Below are 15,969 nucleotides of genomic sequence, written 5' to 3'. Positions count from 1 at the left end.
CTCTGCTTGCCACGTCCGGGAGGGCTGTGGGCGGACAAAAAAAAGCATCCGGAGGGAGCCGGATGCTTAATCTCCTTTGAAGGAGAGGGAGGAAGACGGTGTCGCGGCGTGGGCCGCGGAGGTTCGGATTTCAGGCGGCCTTGCGCGGGGCGCCGGCCTGGCGCTGCCAGTTGGCTGAGAAGACGGAGACCATGTCTTCCATCGCCGTCAGCGGCAGGCGCCAGATGCGGTTCTGGCAACGCACGATCGGCGTCACGCGCGGGGCGCAGAAGGTGGCGCGCTCGCTTTCGAGCAGGCGCTGGAAGGCGCTCATCGCTTCGCCCCAGTATTCGGAATTGCCCACCCACTCCGTGGCCGCGGTCGCCTCGCGCACGGCCTGGTGCCAGAGCATCGTGGCGCGCTCGATGGTTACGCCGGCCTTGCGGGCATACCAGGGCAGTAGTTTCGGGGTTTTCATGGTCGGGTTCTCCTGATGGCCATCGTCGGCCAGTTCTTGCGTCGCGCGGATCGGCCTCTTGAGCCGGCCGTGTAGGGCGCGGTTAGTGCGATGCAGCATCGAAATTGGTTGCAATTTTCTTCGTTTCGGCGGCGCGATTCCTTGATATTTCTCAACGAATTGCTGCTCTGCACAATTCAAAAGTACGCCGATCGTTATACGTTTTCAACTGTATGTTGCATTGCCACAACGGTTTCCAGGTTCAACTGAATCGGTTTTTGGGCCTCGTCCTGGTCCGGGGGCGACGATCCGGGAAGAAACAAGGTGCCGCTCCCGGTTAGAATCGCGGCCTGAACAGGAAGCCCGCATGTCCGATCTGCTCGCCAATCTCAATCCCGAACAACTCCAAGCCGTCACCCTTCCGCCTCAGCATGCGCTGATCCTTGCCGGTGCAGGTTCGGGCAAGACCCGCGTCCTCACGACCCGCATCGCGTGGCTGGTGCAGACCGGGCAGGCCGATCCGCAAGGCGTTCTCGCGGTGACCTTCACCAACAAGGCGGCGAAGGAGCTGCTGGGCCGCCTGTCGGCGATGCTGCCGCTGTCCTTCGGCCATTCCGCACGCGGAATGTGGATCGGCACCTTTCACGGGCTGTGCAACCGCCTGCTGCGTGCGCACCACCGTGACGCCGGTTTGCCGCAGTTGTTCCAGATCCTCGATTCCGGCGACCAACTCGCCGCGATCAAGCGTCTGCTGAAGGCGCTCAACGTCGATGACGAGAAGTTTCCGCCGCGCGAACTGCAACATTTCATCAATGCCCAGAAAGAAGCCGGTCTGCGTCCGCATGCCGTCGAAGCCTGGGACGATTACACCCGACGCCGGGTGGAGCTTTTCGCGGAGTATGAGGCGCAATGCCAACGCGAGTCTGTTGTGGATTTTGCGGAGTTGCTGCTGCGCACGTACGAGTTGCTGGAGCGCAATGAACCGATCCGTCGTCACTACCAGCGTCGATTCCGTCACATCCTGGTCGACGAGTTCCAGGACACGAACCGCCTGCAGTACCGCTGGCTGAAGCTGCTCGCCGACGACGGGCGTGAAGGCGGCGCCACGTTGTTCTGCGTGGGTGACGACGATCAGTCGATCTACCGCTTCCGCGGCGCGGAAGTCGGCAACATGCGCGACTTCGAGCGCGAGTTCCGCGTCGCCAACGTGATCCGGCTGGAACAGAACTACCGCTCGCACGGCAACATCCTCGACGCGGCGAACGCGATCATCCGCCACAACACTGCCCGGCTGGGCAAGAACCTGTGGACCGAACGCGGTGCGGGCGAACCGATCCGCGTGTTCGAGGCCTATGCGGACATGGACGAGGCGCGCTGGATCGTCGAAGAGATCCAGTCGCTGGTGCGCGACGGCATGAGTCGGTCGGACGTCGCGCTGCTCTATCGTTCGAATGCGCAGTCGCGCGTGCTCGAACACCAGCTGTTTTCGGCGGGCATCGCGTATCGCGTCTATGGCGGTCTGCGCTTCTTCGAGCGTCAGGAGATCAAGCATGCGCTGGCCTACCTGCGCCTGATCGCCAATCCCGACGACGACACGGCGTTCAGCCGCGTCGTGAATTTTCCGACGCGGGGCATCGGTGCGCGTTCCCTCGAAGCGCTGCAGGACGCTGCGCGTACCTGGAACGCGAGCCTGTACTCGACGGTGCCGCACCTTTCGGGCAAGCCGGGGACGGTGCTGGCGCAGTTTGTGCGCCTTGTCGAGGATCTGCGCCGCGACACGTCACGTCTGCCGCTTCCCGAACTCGTGGACCATGTGCTTGACGCCAGCGGCCTGCGTGATTTCTATCGCAGCGAGAAGGAAGGGCAGGAGCGGCTGGAGAACCTCGACGAAGTCATCAACGCGGCGGCGAACTTCCTCGGCGAGTCGGGCGCGGATGCCGAGGCGCTCGCGCAGCCGCATGCGCTGCTGGCCGATTTTCTCGCCCACGCGTCGCTCGAGGCGGGCGAGCATCAGGCCGACGCCGGCAGCGATGCCGTGCAGTTGATGACCGTGCATTCGTCGAAGGGGCTGGAGTTCGACGTGGTCTTCCTCACGGGGCTCGAGGAAGGTTTGTTCCCGCACGAAAACAGTGCGCTCGAGAACGAGGGGCTGGAGGAGGAGCGGCGCCTGATGTATGTCGCGGTAACGCGGGCGCGCGAGCGGCTGTACCTGAGTTTTGCGCAGAGCCGCATGCTGCACGGCCAGACGCGCTACAACCTGCGCTCGCGCTTCCTCGAGGAAATTCCCGAAGGGCTGGTGAAATGGCTTTCGCCGCCCAGCCCGCGCAGCATGGGCGCGCGCAGTGGTGCGGGGATGCGCGTCGAGCCCGCGCGCTCGGGATTCGTGTCCAAGTCGGTGCAGGCGTCGCCGCGAAGCCAGGATCTGGGTGGCCTGCGGGTCGGCCAGCTGGTGACCCATGCGAAGTTCGGCCAGGGGGTGATCGTTGCGGCCGAGGGTAGTGGCGCCGATGCGCGGGTGCAGATCAATTTTGGCTCGGCCGGCATCAAGTGGCTGATGCTGGCCGTGGCGAAGCTCAGTCCCGCCTGATGTGATGGGTAGCGCCCCGCCGCGACGCGGGGCGCCGGGTCGTGCCGGGCTCAGGCCCCGTAGGTGCGCGCGAGCCGGTCGTGGAGCGCGACGTATTCCTGCGCGAGCTTGTGCTTTGGGTCGAGATGGATCATCGGGCGCGACTGCTCGTGCGACTCCTTGATCTTCACCGATGCCGAGAGGTAGGGAGCCAGCACCGGCAAGCCTTCGTCGATCAGCTCTTGTACGACCTTCTGCGGCAGGCCGGCGCGAGCCTGGAACTGGTTAACGACGATGCCTTCCACCGACAGGTCGCGGTTGTGGTCGGCCCGGATCTCCTGCACGTTCTCGAGGAGCGCATACAGCGCGCGCCGCGAGAACTCGTCGCAGTCGAAGGGGATCAGGCAGCTGTCCGCAGCAATCAGCGCGGAGCGGGTGTAGAAGTTCAGCGCGGGTGGGGTGTCGATGTAGACGACGTCGTAGTCATCGGCAAGCTCGGCGAGTGCGTCGCGCAGCTTGTAGATCTTGTAGCGCGACTCGAGCTTGCCCTGGAGGTCTTCGAGGCCCGGATGCGACGGCATCACGTCGAGGTTGGGGAAGGGGCTCGCGACGATGAATTCTTTGATCTTCTTCGGGTTGAGCTTGAAATTCAGTGTCTGATCGAAGAAGTCGGCGAGCGTGGTCTCGAGGTTTTCCCCGGAAATGCCGAGCACGTACTGGGTCGAATTCCCCTGCGGGTCGAGGTCCACCACCAGCGTGCGTTTGCCCTGGTGGGCACTGATCGCCGCCAGGTTGCAGGTAATGGTCGACTTGCCGACACCGCCTTTCTGATTGAACACCACGCGTCGCATCTTGGATTCCCTTATCGAGTCGGGTGAGATTGTGCCAAAAAATGTCGGCCGGGATACGGTTTCCGGGGGCATGGCAGGCCATTTGTCCACGTTGCGGGGGTCATCGGGTTTACCCGTACAGGGCCACTGCCCAAGCCCATGGACCTGCGCTACACTTGCGCCTCGCCGAGCGTGGTGCCGGTGCGGCGTTGATGCCGCTCCCGCGCGAGAGCTCCGCCGTCCGATCTGTGCGATTGCTCCCGGCTCCGGGAGCCCAGGACGGAATATGCCGGACAGCTGCGGATGATCGCAATTGGCGAAACGCCCGGACGGGCGTAGGTTTATCGCCGCGCAGGAAAGACACCTCAGGAACAACACATCTCACCGACCCGGAGAGGGGGAACAATGGATCAGGATTTCATCGCAGCGGCACTCGAATATCACCGTTCGCCGACGCGCGGCAAGATTTCGGTCGTTCCGACCAAGAGCCTCACGAACCAGCGCGATTTGGCGCTGGCTTACTCGCCCGGCGTCGCCGCGGCGTGCGACGCGATCGTCGAGGATCCGGCGAACGCGCGCGAATACACCTCGCGCGGCAACCTCGTTGCGGTCGTCACCAACGGCACAGCGGTGCTCGGTCTGGGCAACATCGGTCCGCTCGCCTCGAAGCCGGTCATGGAAGGTAAGGGCTGCCTGTTCAAGAAATTCGCCGGTATCGATGTGTTCGACATCGAACTGGCCGAGAACGACCCCGATAAGCTCATCGAGATCATCGCCGCACTCGAGCCCACGCTCGGTGGCATCAACCTCGAAGACATCAAGGCGCCCGAGTGCTTCTATATCGAGAAGAAGCTGCGCGAGCGTATGAAGATCCCGGTCTTCCACGATGACCAGCACGGTACTGCGATCATCTCCACAGCCGGCCTCATCAACGGCCTGAAGGTCATCGGCAAGGACATCGCGAAGGTCAAGCTCGTGTGTTCCGGCGCCGGCGCCGCCGCAATCGCCTGCCTGGACCTGATGGTTGCGCTCGGTCTCCAGCGCGAAAACGTCTACGTCTGCGACTCCAAGGGCGTGATCTACGTCGGGCGTGAAGACAACATGGAGGCCAACAAGGCCCGTTACGCACAGAAGACCGACTCGCGCACCTTGGCCGATGTGATGGTTGGCGCGGACGTGTTCCTCGGCCTGTCCACCGCGGGCGTGCTGAAGCCCGAGATGGTCGCTTCGATGGCCGACACGCCGCTGATCTTCGCGCTGGCCAACCCGAACCCCGAAATCCTGCCGGAAGATGCGAAGAAGGCGCGCCCCGACTGCATCATTGCGACCGGGCGTTCTGACTACGCCAACCAGGTGAACAATGTCCTGTGCTTCCCGTTCATCTTCCGTGGCGCACTCGACGTCGGCGCGACGACGATCAACGAGGAGATGAAGCTCGCGTGCGTGCGCGCGATCGCCGAGCTGGCTCAGGCGGAGCAGAGCGACATCGTGGCATCGGCCTATGGCGGCGCCGACCTGCGTTTCGGCCCCGAGTACATCATCCCGAAGCCCTTCGATCCGCGCCTGATCGTCAAGATCGCACCGGCCGTCGCGAAGGCCGCGATGGACTCGGGCGTCGCGACCAAGCCGATCGACGATCTGGCCGCTTACGCGGCGAGCCTGTCCGACTTCGTGTATCAGTCCGGCATCGTCATGAAGCCGGTGTTCGCCGCAGCGAAGCGCGTGCCGGCCGAGTTCAAGCGCGTGCTGTACTCTGAAGGTGAGGACGAGCGTGTCCTGCACGCTGCGCGCGTCGTCATCGAGGAAAACCTCGCCCGTCCGATCCTCATCGGCCGCCCGAGCGTCATCGAGATGCGCATCCAGAAGATCGGCCTGAACCTCGTTCCGGGCCGCGACTTCGACATCATCAATCCGGAATCGGACCCGCGCTACAAGGAGCTGTGGCAGGAATACCACCGCATGATGTGTCGCGACGGCGTCACGCCCGAGCTGGCGAAGGCCAAGATGCGCCGCGACACGACGCTCATCGGCTGCATGGTCCTGCGCCGTGGCGACGCGGACGCGCTGGTGTGCGGCACCTTCGGCTCCTACGACTACCACTTCAAGCAGGTTGAGGACGTGATCGGCCTCAAGCCGGGTGCGAAGCTCTTCGCGTCGATGAGCCTGCTGCTGCTGCCCAAGCGCACGCTGGCGATCACCGACCCGTACGTGAACGAGAATCCGGACGCGGAGGAGGTGGCCGAGATCGCGCGCATGGCCGCCGAAGAGCTGCGCCGCTTCGGCATCGAGCCGCGTGTTGCGCTGGTGTCGCACTCCAACTTCGGCAGTTCGAACTCCGCCTCTGCACGCAAGATGCGCCAGGCGGCGGCGATCCTGCGCGAAGCGGCCCCCGGCCTCGAGTGCGACGGCGAGATGCATGGTGATTCGGCGCTGTCGCCGGAGATCCGCGCCAAGGCCAACGCTGAGTCGACGCTGGTCGGTGAGGCCAACCTGGTCGTGATGCCGAACATTGACGCTGCCAACATCTCCTTCAACATGATGAAGATGGCCAACAGCGACGGCGTTTCGATCGGCCCGATGCTGCTGGGCGCGCGCCTGCCGGTGCACATCCTGACGCCGTCCGCGACGGTGCGTCGTCTCGTGAACATTACCGCCGTGTCGGTGGTTGACGCCTACGAGCAGCGCATGCAGTCGAGCGCTGCCGTGTAAACGTCAAGAACTGCGCAGTCGGGATTCGGATCCGGATTCCGACTGCGCATACTTTCCGGGGAGGCCGGGGAATCGATCATGCAAAGACTGCTGATCATCCTCGGCCTTCTCGTTCTCGCCGCCGGGCTGTTCTGGCCCTGGCTTGCCAGGATTCCGTTCGGTCGTCTGCCGGGCGATATCCACATCCATCGCGACGGTTTCGATTTCTTCTTCCCGATTACGACGGGTCTGCTCGTCTCCGCCATCCTGAGTCTGCTTATCTGGCTGTTCCGGCGTTAACAGGGTTTACAATCCCCATAACATTTCCGGAAGAAGGGACTTTGACATGACTCACGCGATTCGCTTCCATCAGACCGGTGGCGCCGAAGTGCTCCGGTGGGAAGCTGTCGATGTCGGCGCGCCGGCCGCGGGTGAGGTGACCGTCCGTCATCACGCGATCGGCCTGAACTATATCGATACCTATCATCGTAGCGGGCTGTATCCGGTGCCTCTGCCCTCCGGCCTGGGTCTGGAAGGCGCGGGAGTGGTCGAGGCCGTGGGCGAGGGCGTCACCGACGTCGTGCCGGGGGATCGGGTGGCCTACGCCGGCGGCCCGCTCGGAGCCTATTCCGAAGTGCGCAACCTGCCCGCGCATCGCGTGGTGAAGCTGCCCGCGGCGCTAACCTTCGAGCAGGGTGCGGCGATGATGCTGCAGGGGCTCACGGCACAATACCTGCTGCGTCGCACCTACCGTGTGCAGGCGGGCGATACGGTGCTAATCCACGCCGCGGCGGGCGGTGTCGGCCTGATCGCCTGCCAGTGGGCGAAGGCGCTGGGCGCTACCGTGATCGGCACGGTCGGATCCGACGCCAAGGCCGAGCTGGCGCGCGCCCACGGGTGCGACCATCCGATCGTTTACACGCGCGAGAATTTCAATGAACGGGTCCGCGAGATCACCGGCGGTGCGGGCGTGCCTGTCGTGTACGACTCGATCGGCAAGGACACCTTCATGGACTCGCTGCGCTGCCTGCGCCCGCTGGGCATGATGGTGCTGTTCGGCGCGGCGTCCGGGCCGGTGCCGCCGTTCGACCCCAACCTGCTGAACACGCTGGGCTCGCTCTACTTAACGCGTCCCGGCATCGCGGCCTACACCGCGAAACGCGAGGATCTCGTGGCGATGGCGAACGAGCTCTTCGACGTGGTCGACTCGGGCAAGGTGAGGATCGAGATCAATCAGCGGTACGCCCTGAAAGATGCAGCCCAGGCGCACCTCGACCTCGAGGCGCGTCGCACCACCGGTTCGACGATCCTGTTGCCTTGAGCGGTGGGAGTAACATGACACTCAAATCCGGTTCATCGCGGCGGGCATGCGTCGCGATCGCGATCCTGCTGGCACTGCCGCTCGCGCCCTTGGCCGTGGCACAGTCGGGGCCGTCCTCCGCGATGGACCCTGCGCGTACGGCATCGCTGTCGGCGGCAAGCCGCCGTATTGAGGATCACTTCGTTGCCGAGGTCGCGCGCATTACGGGTACGACGCCGGCCCGCGTGCGCCGGGCGATGCCCGACGAGCGGCGCATCACGTCGGCTGCATCGCGCCTGATCTCGGCTCTGGAGCTTGACTTGGGCGCGCCGCTCACGCCTGAGCAGCGGGCTGAAATCCTCGAAGCGGACCAGTCGCGCAAGCTCTCCCTGATGAAGGCGCGCGAGGCGGCAGGCGGGCGCTGACTTCTTGCGGCTGCCTGTCCGACCGACGGTAGTCGTGGCGGAAATGGCGCTCGGGGGTATTGGGCGATCGGGTAAAATTCGCCGATGACTGCTTCTCACGAACCCCGCTTCATCCACCTTCGCCTGCACTCCGAGTACTCGATCTCCGACGGCATCGTCCAGATCGACCAAGCGATCGCCCGCGCGGCGGCCGACGGCATGCCGGCACTGGGGATCTCCGACCTCGCCAACCTGTTCGGCATGGTCAAGTTCTACAAGGGCGCACGCGGGAAGGGCATGAAGCCGATCATCGGCGTCGATGCCTGGATCACCAACGACACCGATCGCGACAAGCCCTTCCGCGCCCTGCTGATCTGCAAGAACCGCAAGGGCTACGGGCAGATGTGTGAGCTGCTGACCCGCGCCTTCCTCGACAACAAGTACCGCGGGCGTGCCGAAATTCGCCGCGACTGGTTCGCCGACGGCGCTGCGTCCGACCTGCTGTGTCTGTCCGGTGCACGCGAAGGGGAAGTGGGGCAGGCACTGGCGAACGGCAACGTCGAACTTGCCGATCGGCTCGCCGCCGAATGGGCCGCATTGTTCCCGGACGCCTACTACATCGAGTTGCAGCGCGCAGGCCATGCGGGTGCGGAGGGTTACGTGCGTCAGGCCGTGCAACTGGCCGGCAGGCTGGGGTTGCCGGTGGTGGCGACCCACCCCGTGCAATTCCTCAAGCGCGAGGACTTCAAGGCCCACGAGGCGCGCGTATGCATCGCGCAGGGTTATGTGCTGGCCGACAAGCGTCGCCCGCGCGACTACACCGAGGAGCAGTACCTCAAGAGTCAGGACGAGATGTGCGAGTTGTTCGCCGACATCCCGGAGGCACTTGAGAACTCCGTCGAGATCGCACGCCGCTGCTCGCTGACGGTGCAACTGGGCAAGAACTTCCTGCCGCAGTTCCCGACGCCGGAAGGGATGACGCTCGACGACTTCCTCGTCGCCGAGGCCAAGGCCGGCCTCGAAGTGCGCCTGCAGGAGCTGTATCCGGACGAAGCCGAACGCGAGCGCCAGCGTCCGACCTACGAGGCGCGGCTCAGGTTCGAGACCGACACCATCATCCAGATGGGCTTCCCCGGCTACTTCCTGATCGTTGCAGACTTCATCAACTGGGGCAAGCAGAATGGCGTGCCGGTCGGACCGGGGCGGGGCTCGGGTGCGGGCTCGCTGGTGGCGTACAGCCTGCGCATCACCGACATCGATCCGCTCGCCTACGCGCTGCTGTTCGAGCGTTTCCTGAACCCCGAGCGGGTGTCGATGCCCGACTTCGACATCGACTTCTGCCAGGACAACCGCTATCGCGTCATCGAGTACGTGCGCGAGCGCTACGGCAAGGACGCGGTCAGCCAGATCGTCACCTTCGGCACGATGGCCTCGAAGGCCGTCGTGCGAGACGTCGGCCGGGTGCTCGATCTGCCCTACGGCCTGTGCGACCGGCTCTCCAAGCTGATTCCGATCGAAGGCGCGAAGCCCGTTTCGTTGGCGAAGGCCTACGAGATGGAGTCGCAGATCGGCGAGATGATGAAGGACGGCAACGACGGCGAGTCGGTGCAGGAGCTGTGGAGCCTGGCCGAGCCGCTTGAAGGTTTGAGCCGAAACGTCGGCATGCACGCTGGCGGCGTGCTGATCGCGCCGGGCAAGCTCACCGACTTCTGTCCGTTGTACATCGCCGACGGGGACGACGCGACGCCCGTGTCGCAGTTCGATAAGGACGACGTGGAAGCCGTCGGCCTCGTGAAGTTCGACTTCCTAGGCCTGCGCAACCTCACCATCATCGAACTCGCAGTCGAGTACGTCGAGCGGCTCACCGGCACCAAGCCCGACCTGGCCGCCTTGCCCTTCACCGACCCCGCCGCCTACCAGATCCTGAAAGACGCGAACACCACCGCGATCTTCCAGGTGGAATCGGACGGGATGAAGAAGCTCCTCAAGAAGCTTGCCCCCGACCGTTTCGAGGACATTATCGCGGTGCTGGCGCTCTACCGTCCGGGGCCGCTCGGCTCGGGCATGGTGGACGACTTCATCCTGCGCAAGAAAGGTCAGCAGGAGATCGACTACTTCCATCCGGACCTCAAGCCCTGCCTCGAGCCGACCTACGGCGTGATCGTGTATCAAGAACAAGTGATGCAGATCTCGCAGATCATCGGCGGCTACACGCTCGGCGGCGCCGACATGCTGCGCCGCGCGATGGGCAAGAAGAAGGCCGACGAGATGGCCAAGCACCGCGAGACCATCGCGGCTGGCGCGAAGCAGAAGGGCTACGATCCGGCGCTCGCCGAGCAGCTTTTCGACCTGATGACGAAGTTCGCGGAGTACGGCTTCAACAAGTCGCACACCGCCGCCTACGCGGTCGTCACCTACCACACGGCGTGGCTCAAGGCGCATCACTGCGCGGCCTTCATGGCTGCGACGATGTCGGCGGACCTCGACAACACGGATACGATCAAGATCTTCTTCGAGGACTCGCTCGCCAACGGGCTGACGATCTTGCCGCCCGACGTGAACCAGTCGGACTACCGTTTCGTCCCGACCGACCGCAAGACGATCCGCTACGGTCTCGGCGCGGTGAAGGGTGTGGGCGAGCCGGCCGTGCGCTCCATCCTCGACGCGCGCAAGAAAGATGGACCGTACAAGGATCTGTTCGATTTCTGCGCGCGTGTAGATCGGCGCATGGTCAATCGGCGCGTGATCGAGGCGCTGATCCGTTCGGGCGCATTCGATACCGTCGCGCCCAGCGGCACCGCAGACCGCGCCCGCCTGCTCGCAACCGTCGGGCTGGCGATGGAGGCCGCCGAGCAGGCGGCGGCGAACGCGATGCAGGGCGGCCTGTTCGATCTCGTGCCGGAGGCGGCCGGTGCGGCGCCCCAATACGTGACCGTGCGCTCGTGGACGGAGCGCGAGCGGCTGAAGGAAGAGAAGACCGCGATCGGCTTCTTCCTTTCGGGTCATCCGTTCAACAGCTTCCGCGAGGAGGTGCGACGTTTCATCCGGCGCCCGCTGTCGCAGCTCGAACCCTCGCGCGACCTCGCGATGCTGGCGGGGGTGGTGATGGACGTGCGCACGAAGATGACGAACCGCGGCAAGATGGCCTTTGTCGTGCTCGACGACGGCTCTCAGGTGCGCGAGGTTTCGGTCTTCTCCGAAGTCTTCGATTCGAACCGGACCAAGATCGTCACCGACGAAGTGTTGGTGGTCGAAGGCAAGGTCAGCAACGACGACTTCACGGGCGGGTTGCGCATCGTCGCCGACAAGCTGCTGTCGCTAGGCGAGGCGCGTTCGCGCTTTGCCAGGGCACTTCAGATCAGCGTGAATGGCGAAGTGAAGCGTGCGGGCGGGGCTGCCGCAGCGGCGGATAAGCTCGAAACGCTGCTCTCGCCGTTCCGCGACGGCGTCTGCCCGATCTCGCTGCATTATCGCAACGAACAGGCCCAGGCGGAGCTGCCCCTCGGCGCGGCCTGGCGTGTGCGCCTCGACGACGCGCTGCTCGACAGCCTGCGCGAGTGGCTGCCGCCCGAATCGGTTGAGATCCTGTATCCGAGCTGACGCAGGACGAAAAAACGGCCGCGGCCCGTGAGGGCGCGGCCTTTGGGCTGATCCGCCAGGGAGCGGTCAGAGTTCCTTGGCGTGCTCGGCCAGGTACTCGGCGACGCCGGAGGTGCTGGCCTTCATGCCGGCCTTGCCCTTGTTCCAGCCGGCCGGGCAGACTTCGCCGTGCTCTTCGGTGAACTGCAGCGCATCGACCATGCGGATCATCTCGTCGATGTTGCGGCCCAGCGGCAGGTCGTTGACGACCTGGTGCCGCACGACGCCGTTCTTGTCGATCAGGAAGGAGCCGCGGAAGGCAACGCCGCCTTCGGCTTCGACATCATAGGCGCGGCAGATCTCGTGCTTCACGTCGGCGACCAGCGTGTACTGCACCTGGCCGATGCCGCCGTTGTTGACCGGGGTGTTCTTCCACGCGAGGTGGGTGAACTGGCTGTCGATCGACACGCCCAGCACTTCCACGCCGCGCTGCTTGAACTCGTCCAGGCGGTGATCGAAGGCGATCAGCTCCGACGGGCATACGAAGGTGAAGTCCAGCGGGTAGAAGAACACGACGGCATACTTGCCCTTCGTGACCTGCGAGAACGTGATGTTCGTGATTTCGTTGTTGCCGAGAACCGCGCTGGCGGTGAAATCCGGGGCCTTCTTGCCGACGAGGACTGCCATGTTTGTCGTCTCCAGAGTGGTTGAATGACCGGAGGATTATGTTGCCACGATTCGGAAAGTTCCAATTGCCTTTTGCATGGTTGGCCGATAGAAGTTTTCTATCGTGAGCCGGAGAGAATTGGCACTGTTTTTTCCCTGATTTCGATCATTGTTAAACTTTGTTTCTGCGTTACCGTAATACCTACGTATAAGTGAGACGCACGTCCGCCGGTGACCACGCGCACGCGCAGGAAGCAGAAACAGGACAACGCAGCCATGATGCAACGACTGAAGAACTCGCCGATCTGGGTCCGCCTGATGCTGGCGATCGGAACCCTCCTGATCGCCGTCGGTACGACCTTGGTCGTATGGGTGTCGGCGGAGCAGGAGAGCATGGCGATCAGCCAGTCCCATGACTTCGCCGAGACCATCAACCAGATGACGATGGCGACGCTGGTGTTCATGAAGAGCACCAAGACGATCAAGAAGCGTGCGATCTACCTCGATCAGGTGAAGAAGTCGTCGGGACTCACGGACATGCGGGTCGTTCGGGCGGAGCCGGTCATCCATCAGTTCGGCGACGGCGACGAAGACGAAATGAACGTCGGGCCCGACGAAAAGGCGGCGATCGACAGCGCCAAGCCCTTCTTCGACCTGCGCACCGACCCCGTCAAAGGCAAGATCCTGAAGGCGGTCTTCCCGGCGATCAATCGCACCAACTATCTCGGCAAGGACTGCACCGAGTGTCATGACGAGTACCCCGAAGGAACGGTGCTGGGGGCGGTGACGATGGAGGTCTCGCTCAACCGCATGGATGCGGCCGTCTCGGCTGCACGCTCCAAGTTGATCGGCGGCGCGCTCGCGGCGCTGGGCCTGATGATGGTCCTCATTTTCGTGTTCCTGCAGGCGGTAGTCGCGCGCCCGCTGGCCGAACTGTCCAGCCGGCTGCGCGACATTTCGGAAGGCGAGGGCGATCTCACGCAGCGTCTGCCGGTACGCGCCGAGGACGAGGTGGGCAAGGCCGCGGCCTACTTCAACAAGATGATGGAGAAACTGCAGGGCGTCATCCGCAACATTTCCTCGTCGGCCGATCAGGTTTCGAGCGCCGCCACCGATCTCCAGCGCGGGGCGGTCCAGATTCGCGCCGGGGCCGGTGAGCAGTCCGAAAAATCCGCTTCGGCGGCGTCGGCAGTCGAACAGATGGCTGCGAGCATCATGTCGGTCGCCCAGGCGAGTGGTGAGGTGCTCAAGGTCGCGCGCGACAGCCTGTCGCGCGCCGAAGCCGGCAATGCCGACGTGCGTGAGCTCACGGGAAGGCTGTCCGATGTCGAAAGTGCGGTGAGCAAGATGACCCAGACCGTCGGCGACTTCATCCACAACACCGATGCGATCTCGAGTCTGACCGCACAGGTAAAGGAGATCGCCGACCAGACCAACCTGCTGGCGCTCAACGCTGCCATCGAGGCCGCCCGCGCGGGCGAACACGGTAGAGGCTTTGCGGTCGTTGCAGACGAAGTGCGCAAACTCGCAGAGAAGTCCACCCGCTCGGCAAGCGACATCGACGACGTTACGCACAAGCTCAATAGCGGTTCGGTCGGCGTGCGTGAAGCGATCACGCAGGGGGCGCATGCGCTGGTGCTGATTCGCGAGTCGATGCTGAGGGTGTCCGAGGCTTTGCGCAGCAACATGGAGTCGGCCGGCGGTGTCACCGACGGAATGAACAGCATCGCCACGGCTACCGACGAACAGATGAAGGCGAGCACGCTGGCGGCCAGCAGCGTCGAGATGATTGCCGGGCTCGCACAGCAGACGAGCTCTTCGCTCGATGGTGTCGCGTGCGCGACGGCCAGCCTGGAGGCGTTGTCGGCACAGTTGCGCGACGAGATCCGGCGCTTCCGTATCTAGTGGTCTGCTTGTCGTTTCGGCGCCACACGGGTGGTTGCCGGTACATAGTCCAAAAGGTATAAGAAACATTCTGCTACAAATGAGGCAAGCCGTATCCGGAGCCTTGCCAAGGAGTTGAAATGAAGCGTCTTTTTGTTGTCGCCATAGCCCTCGCCGCGAGTGCAACGAGCCTGCCGGCCGCCGCGCTCGATGCCGCCGCCGCCGATGCGCTGGTTCGCAAGAGCAAGTGCCTGACCTGTCACGCCGTCGATAAGAAGAAGGACGGCCCCGCGTTCAAGGAAACCGCGGGCAAGTACAAGGGCAAGCCCGAGGCGATGGAGAAGCTCACCAAGCACGTCACGGTGCCGAGCAAGGTCAAGGTCGAGGGCAAGGAAGAAGACCACGAGACGCTGAAGACCGAGGATCCGGCGGCGGTCAAGAACGTCGTCGAGTGGATCCTTTCGCTTTGAAACGAATCCGGCGCGAAGCGGTCCCCGGCTGATCACAACAAGGAGGCGGGGCTTTTCCGCGTCTGCTCACAGGCAGGTCCGGAAAGCGGTACCCGCGGCCGGGGTTCGCTTTGCGCCGTGTGAAGCTGGGGCGAGACAGGGTGTCGTCGCCCCGGTGCATGAAGTACCAAAGGGGAGAAGTTGATGAGCAAGCAAGTAAGTGGCATCCGTAGGTGGATGCTGGCTGTGCTGGCCGGGGTAGCGCTAATCGGTCATGCATATGCCGCAAAGGACGTTGTCCAGGTTGGCGACGCGGTCTGTACGCGCTGCCACGACGAAGGCGAGGCCAAGCCGGTCCTGTCGATCGGCCAGACCCGCCACGGCACCATGGCGGACAAGAATGCCGGAACCTGTACCGCGTGCCACGGCGAGAGTCCGACGCACGTGAGTAAGCCGTCCGATGTGACGGAGCGCCCGAAACCCACCGTCAATTTCGGGCCGAAATCCTCGACGCCGATCGAGGAGCGCAACCAGGTCTGTCTGAACTGCCACCAGGGCGGCCAGCGCACGCATTGGCAGACCGGCGCGCACGCCGCTGCGAACATGGAGTGCACGTCGTGCCACAAGATCCATTCGTCGGAGGATCCGGTCCGCGACCGCCAGACCCAGCCCGATGTCTGCTTCAGTTGCCACAAGGAGCAGCGCGCGCAGGTGATGCGCCCGAACCACCATCCGATCCCCGAGCGCAAGGTCGTGTGCGTCGATTGCCACAACCCGCACGGTTCGGCCGGTCCGAAGCTGATGCAGCGCGACAGTGTTGTCGCCACCTGCTACACGTGCCACATGGAAAAGCGCGGGCCCTTCGTGCGCAGCCACCAGCCGGTGACGGAAGACTGCACGATCTGCCACACGCCGCATGGCAGTGTGAATGACAACCTGCTCAAGCAGCGTGCGCCATTCCTGTGCCAGCAGTGTCATGAGAACCAGACCCATCAGCAGATGGTGCCGAATCCGGAAGGGGCGGTGTCGGGGGCGGCTTCGTTCGCGACCAAGCTGATTGTCGGACGCGGCTGCCTGAACTGCCATACGAACATCCACGGCACCAACAACCCGTTCGATGACACGAACTCCGGCCGTGCGCTGCGCCGCTGACAGGGGAGGGAATGA

The 15,969-nt window shown here is 64.0% G+C and carries 12 protein-coding genes; 9 read left to right on the top strand and 3 right to left on the bottom strand.

Going from position 1 to position 15,969, the window contains the following annotated elements; all coding sequences use genetic code 11:
- Window positions 1-130: 130 nt before the first annotated feature.
- Window positions 131-457, bottom strand: coding sequence for a hypothetical protein (locus AzCIB_RS16040; protein ID WP_050418406.1), 327 nt, complete (start codon window positions 455-457; stop codon window positions 131-133).
- A 346-nt stretch (window positions 458-803) separates the two neighbouring features.
- Between AzCIB_RS16040 and AzCIB_RS16035 the strand changes: the two genes are divergently transcribed.
- The gene (locus AzCIB_RS16035; RefSeq protein WP_050416807.1) at window positions 804-3,023 is read left to right on the top strand and encodes a UvrD-helicase domain-containing protein; all 2,220 of its coding nucleotides are present in this window, start codon (window positions 804-806) and stop codon (window positions 3,021-3,023) included.
- 50 nt (window positions 3,024-3,073) lie between these two features.
- Here the strand turns inward: AzCIB_RS16035 and AzCIB_RS16030 are convergent, their stop codons facing one another.
- The gene (locus AzCIB_RS16030) at window positions 3,074-3,853 is read right to left on the bottom strand and encodes a ParA family protein (RefSeq protein ID WP_050416806.1); all 780 of its coding nucleotides are present in this window, start codon (window positions 3,851-3,853) and stop codon (window positions 3,074-3,076) included.
- Between the two features lie 384 nt (window positions 3,854-4,237).
- Between AzCIB_RS16030 and AzCIB_RS16025 the strand changes: the two genes are divergently transcribed.
- From AzCIB_RS16025 to dnaE, 5 genes are all read left to right on the top strand, one after another.
- Window positions 4,238-6,541 carry an NADP-dependent malic enzyme gene (locus AzCIB_RS16025; RefSeq protein WP_050416805.1) on the top strand — a complete coding sequence of 768 codons (2,304 nt, stop codon included), beginning with the start codon at window positions 4,238-4,240 and terminating at the stop codon, window positions 6,539-6,541.
- Between the two features lie 78 nt (window positions 6,542-6,619).
- On the top strand, window positions 6,620-6,820 hold the full coding sequence (locus AzCIB_RS16020; protein WP_050416804.1) for a DUF2905 domain-containing protein: 201 nt from the start codon (window positions 6,620-6,622) through the stop codon (window positions 6,818-6,820).
- Between the two features lie 46 nt (window positions 6,821-6,866).
- Window positions 6,867-7,841: a quinone oxidoreductase family protein gene (locus tag AzCIB_RS16015; RefSeq protein WP_050416803.1), complete on the top strand. Its 975-nt coding sequence runs from the start codon at window positions 6,867-6,869 to the stop codon at window positions 7,839-7,841.
- Between the two features lie 14 nt (window positions 7,842-7,855).
- Window positions 7,856-8,245 (top strand): hypothetical protein, encoded by a 390-nt coding sequence (locus AzCIB_RS16010; protein ID WP_232299242.1) that lies wholly within the window; start codon window positions 7,856-7,858, stop codon window positions 8,243-8,245.
- Window positions 8,246-8,329: 84 nt separating this feature from the next.
- On the top strand, window positions 8,330-11,824 hold the full coding sequence (gene dnaE, locus AzCIB_RS16005; RefSeq protein WP_050416802.1) for a DNA polymerase III subunit alpha: 3,495 nt from the start codon (window positions 8,330-8,332) through the stop codon (window positions 11,822-11,824).
- A 66-nt stretch (window positions 11,825-11,890) separates the two neighbouring features.
- Here dnaE and AzCIB_RS16000 read toward each other — a convergent pair whose 3' ends face one another.
- Window positions 11,891-12,490, bottom strand: coding sequence for a peroxiredoxin (locus AzCIB_RS16000; RefSeq protein ID WP_050416801.1), 600 nt, complete (start codon window positions 12,488-12,490; stop codon window positions 11,891-11,893).
- A 255-nt stretch (window positions 12,491-12,745) separates the two neighbouring features.
- On the opposite strand from AzCIB_RS16000, the gene AzCIB_RS15995 reads away from it, so the two are divergent.
- From AzCIB_RS15995 to AzCIB_RS15985, 3 genes are all read left to right on the top strand, one after another.
- Window positions 12,746-14,374 (top strand): methyl-accepting chemotaxis protein, encoded by a 1,629-nt coding sequence (locus AzCIB_RS15995; RefSeq protein WP_050416800.1) that lies wholly within the window; start codon window positions 12,746-12,748, stop codon window positions 14,372-14,374.
- Window positions 14,375-14,493: 119 nt separating this feature from the next.
- On the top strand, window positions 14,494-14,823 hold the full coding sequence (locus AzCIB_RS15990; RefSeq protein ID WP_050416799.1) for a c-type cytochrome: 330 nt from the start codon (window positions 14,494-14,496) through the stop codon (window positions 14,821-14,823).
- 183 nt (window positions 14,824-15,006) lie between these two features.
- Window positions 15,007-15,954: a DmsE family decaheme c-type cytochrome gene (locus tag AzCIB_RS15985; RefSeq protein WP_050416798.1), complete on the top strand. Its 948-nt coding sequence runs from the start codon at window positions 15,007-15,009 to the stop codon at window positions 15,952-15,954.
- The last annotated feature ends 15 nt before the right edge of the window (window positions 15,955-15,969 follow it).

The organism is Azoarcus sp. CIB (assembly GCF_001190925.1).
Taxonomy (GTDB): Bacteria; Pseudomonadota; Gammaproteobacteria; order Burkholderiales; family Rhodocyclaceae; genus Aromatoleum.
This window is presented reverse-complemented; position numbering and strand designations above follow the sequence as displayed.

Bases quoted from the DNA above. Each gene is read 5' to 3' on its own strand.
- AzCIB_RS15990 (WP_050416799.1), top strand. From the start codon at position 14,494: ATGAAGCGTCTTTTTGTTGTCGCCATAGCCCTCGCCGCGAGTGCAACG.
- AzCIB_RS16030 (WP_050416806.1), bottom strand. From the start codon at position 3,853: ATGCGACGCGTGGTGTTCAATCAGAAAGGCGGTGTCGGCAAGTCGACC.
- AzCIB_RS16010 (WP_232299242.1), top strand. From the start codon at position 7,856: ATGACACTCAAATCCGGTTCATCGCGGCGGGCATGCGTCGCGATCGCG.
- AzCIB_RS16025 (WP_050416805.1), top strand. From the start codon at position 4,238: ATGGATCAGGATTTCATCGCAGCGGCACTCGAATATCACCGTTCGCCG.
- dnaE (WP_050416802.1), top strand. From the start codon at position 8,330: ATGACTGCTTCTCACGAACCCCGCTTCATCCACCTTCGCCTGCACTCC.
- AzCIB_RS16000 (WP_050416801.1), bottom strand. From the start codon at position 12,490: ATGGCAGTCCTCGTCGGCAAGAAGGCCCCGGATTTCACCGCCAGCGCG.
- AzCIB_RS15985 (WP_050416798.1), top strand. From the start codon at position 15,007: ATGAGCAAGCAAGTAAGTGGCATCCGTAGGTGGATGCTGGCTGTGCTG.
- AzCIB_RS15995 (WP_050416800.1), top strand. From the start codon at position 12,746: ATGATGCAACGACTGAAGAACTCGCCGATCTGGGTCCGCCTGATGCTG.
- AzCIB_RS16035 (WP_050416807.1), top strand. From the start codon at position 804: ATGTCCGATCTGCTCGCCAATCTCAATCCCGAACAACTCCAAGCCGTC.
- AzCIB_RS16020 (WP_050416804.1), top strand. From the start codon at position 6,620: ATGCAAAGACTGCTGATCATCCTCGGCCTTCTCGTTCTCGCCGCCGGG.
- AzCIB_RS16015 (WP_050416803.1), top strand. From the start codon at position 6,867: ATGACTCACGCGATTCGCTTCCATCAGACCGGTGGCGCCGAAGTGCTC.
- AzCIB_RS16040 (WP_050418406.1), bottom strand. From the start codon at position 457: ATGAAAACCCCGAAACTACTGCCCTGGTATGCCCGCAAGGCCGGCGTA.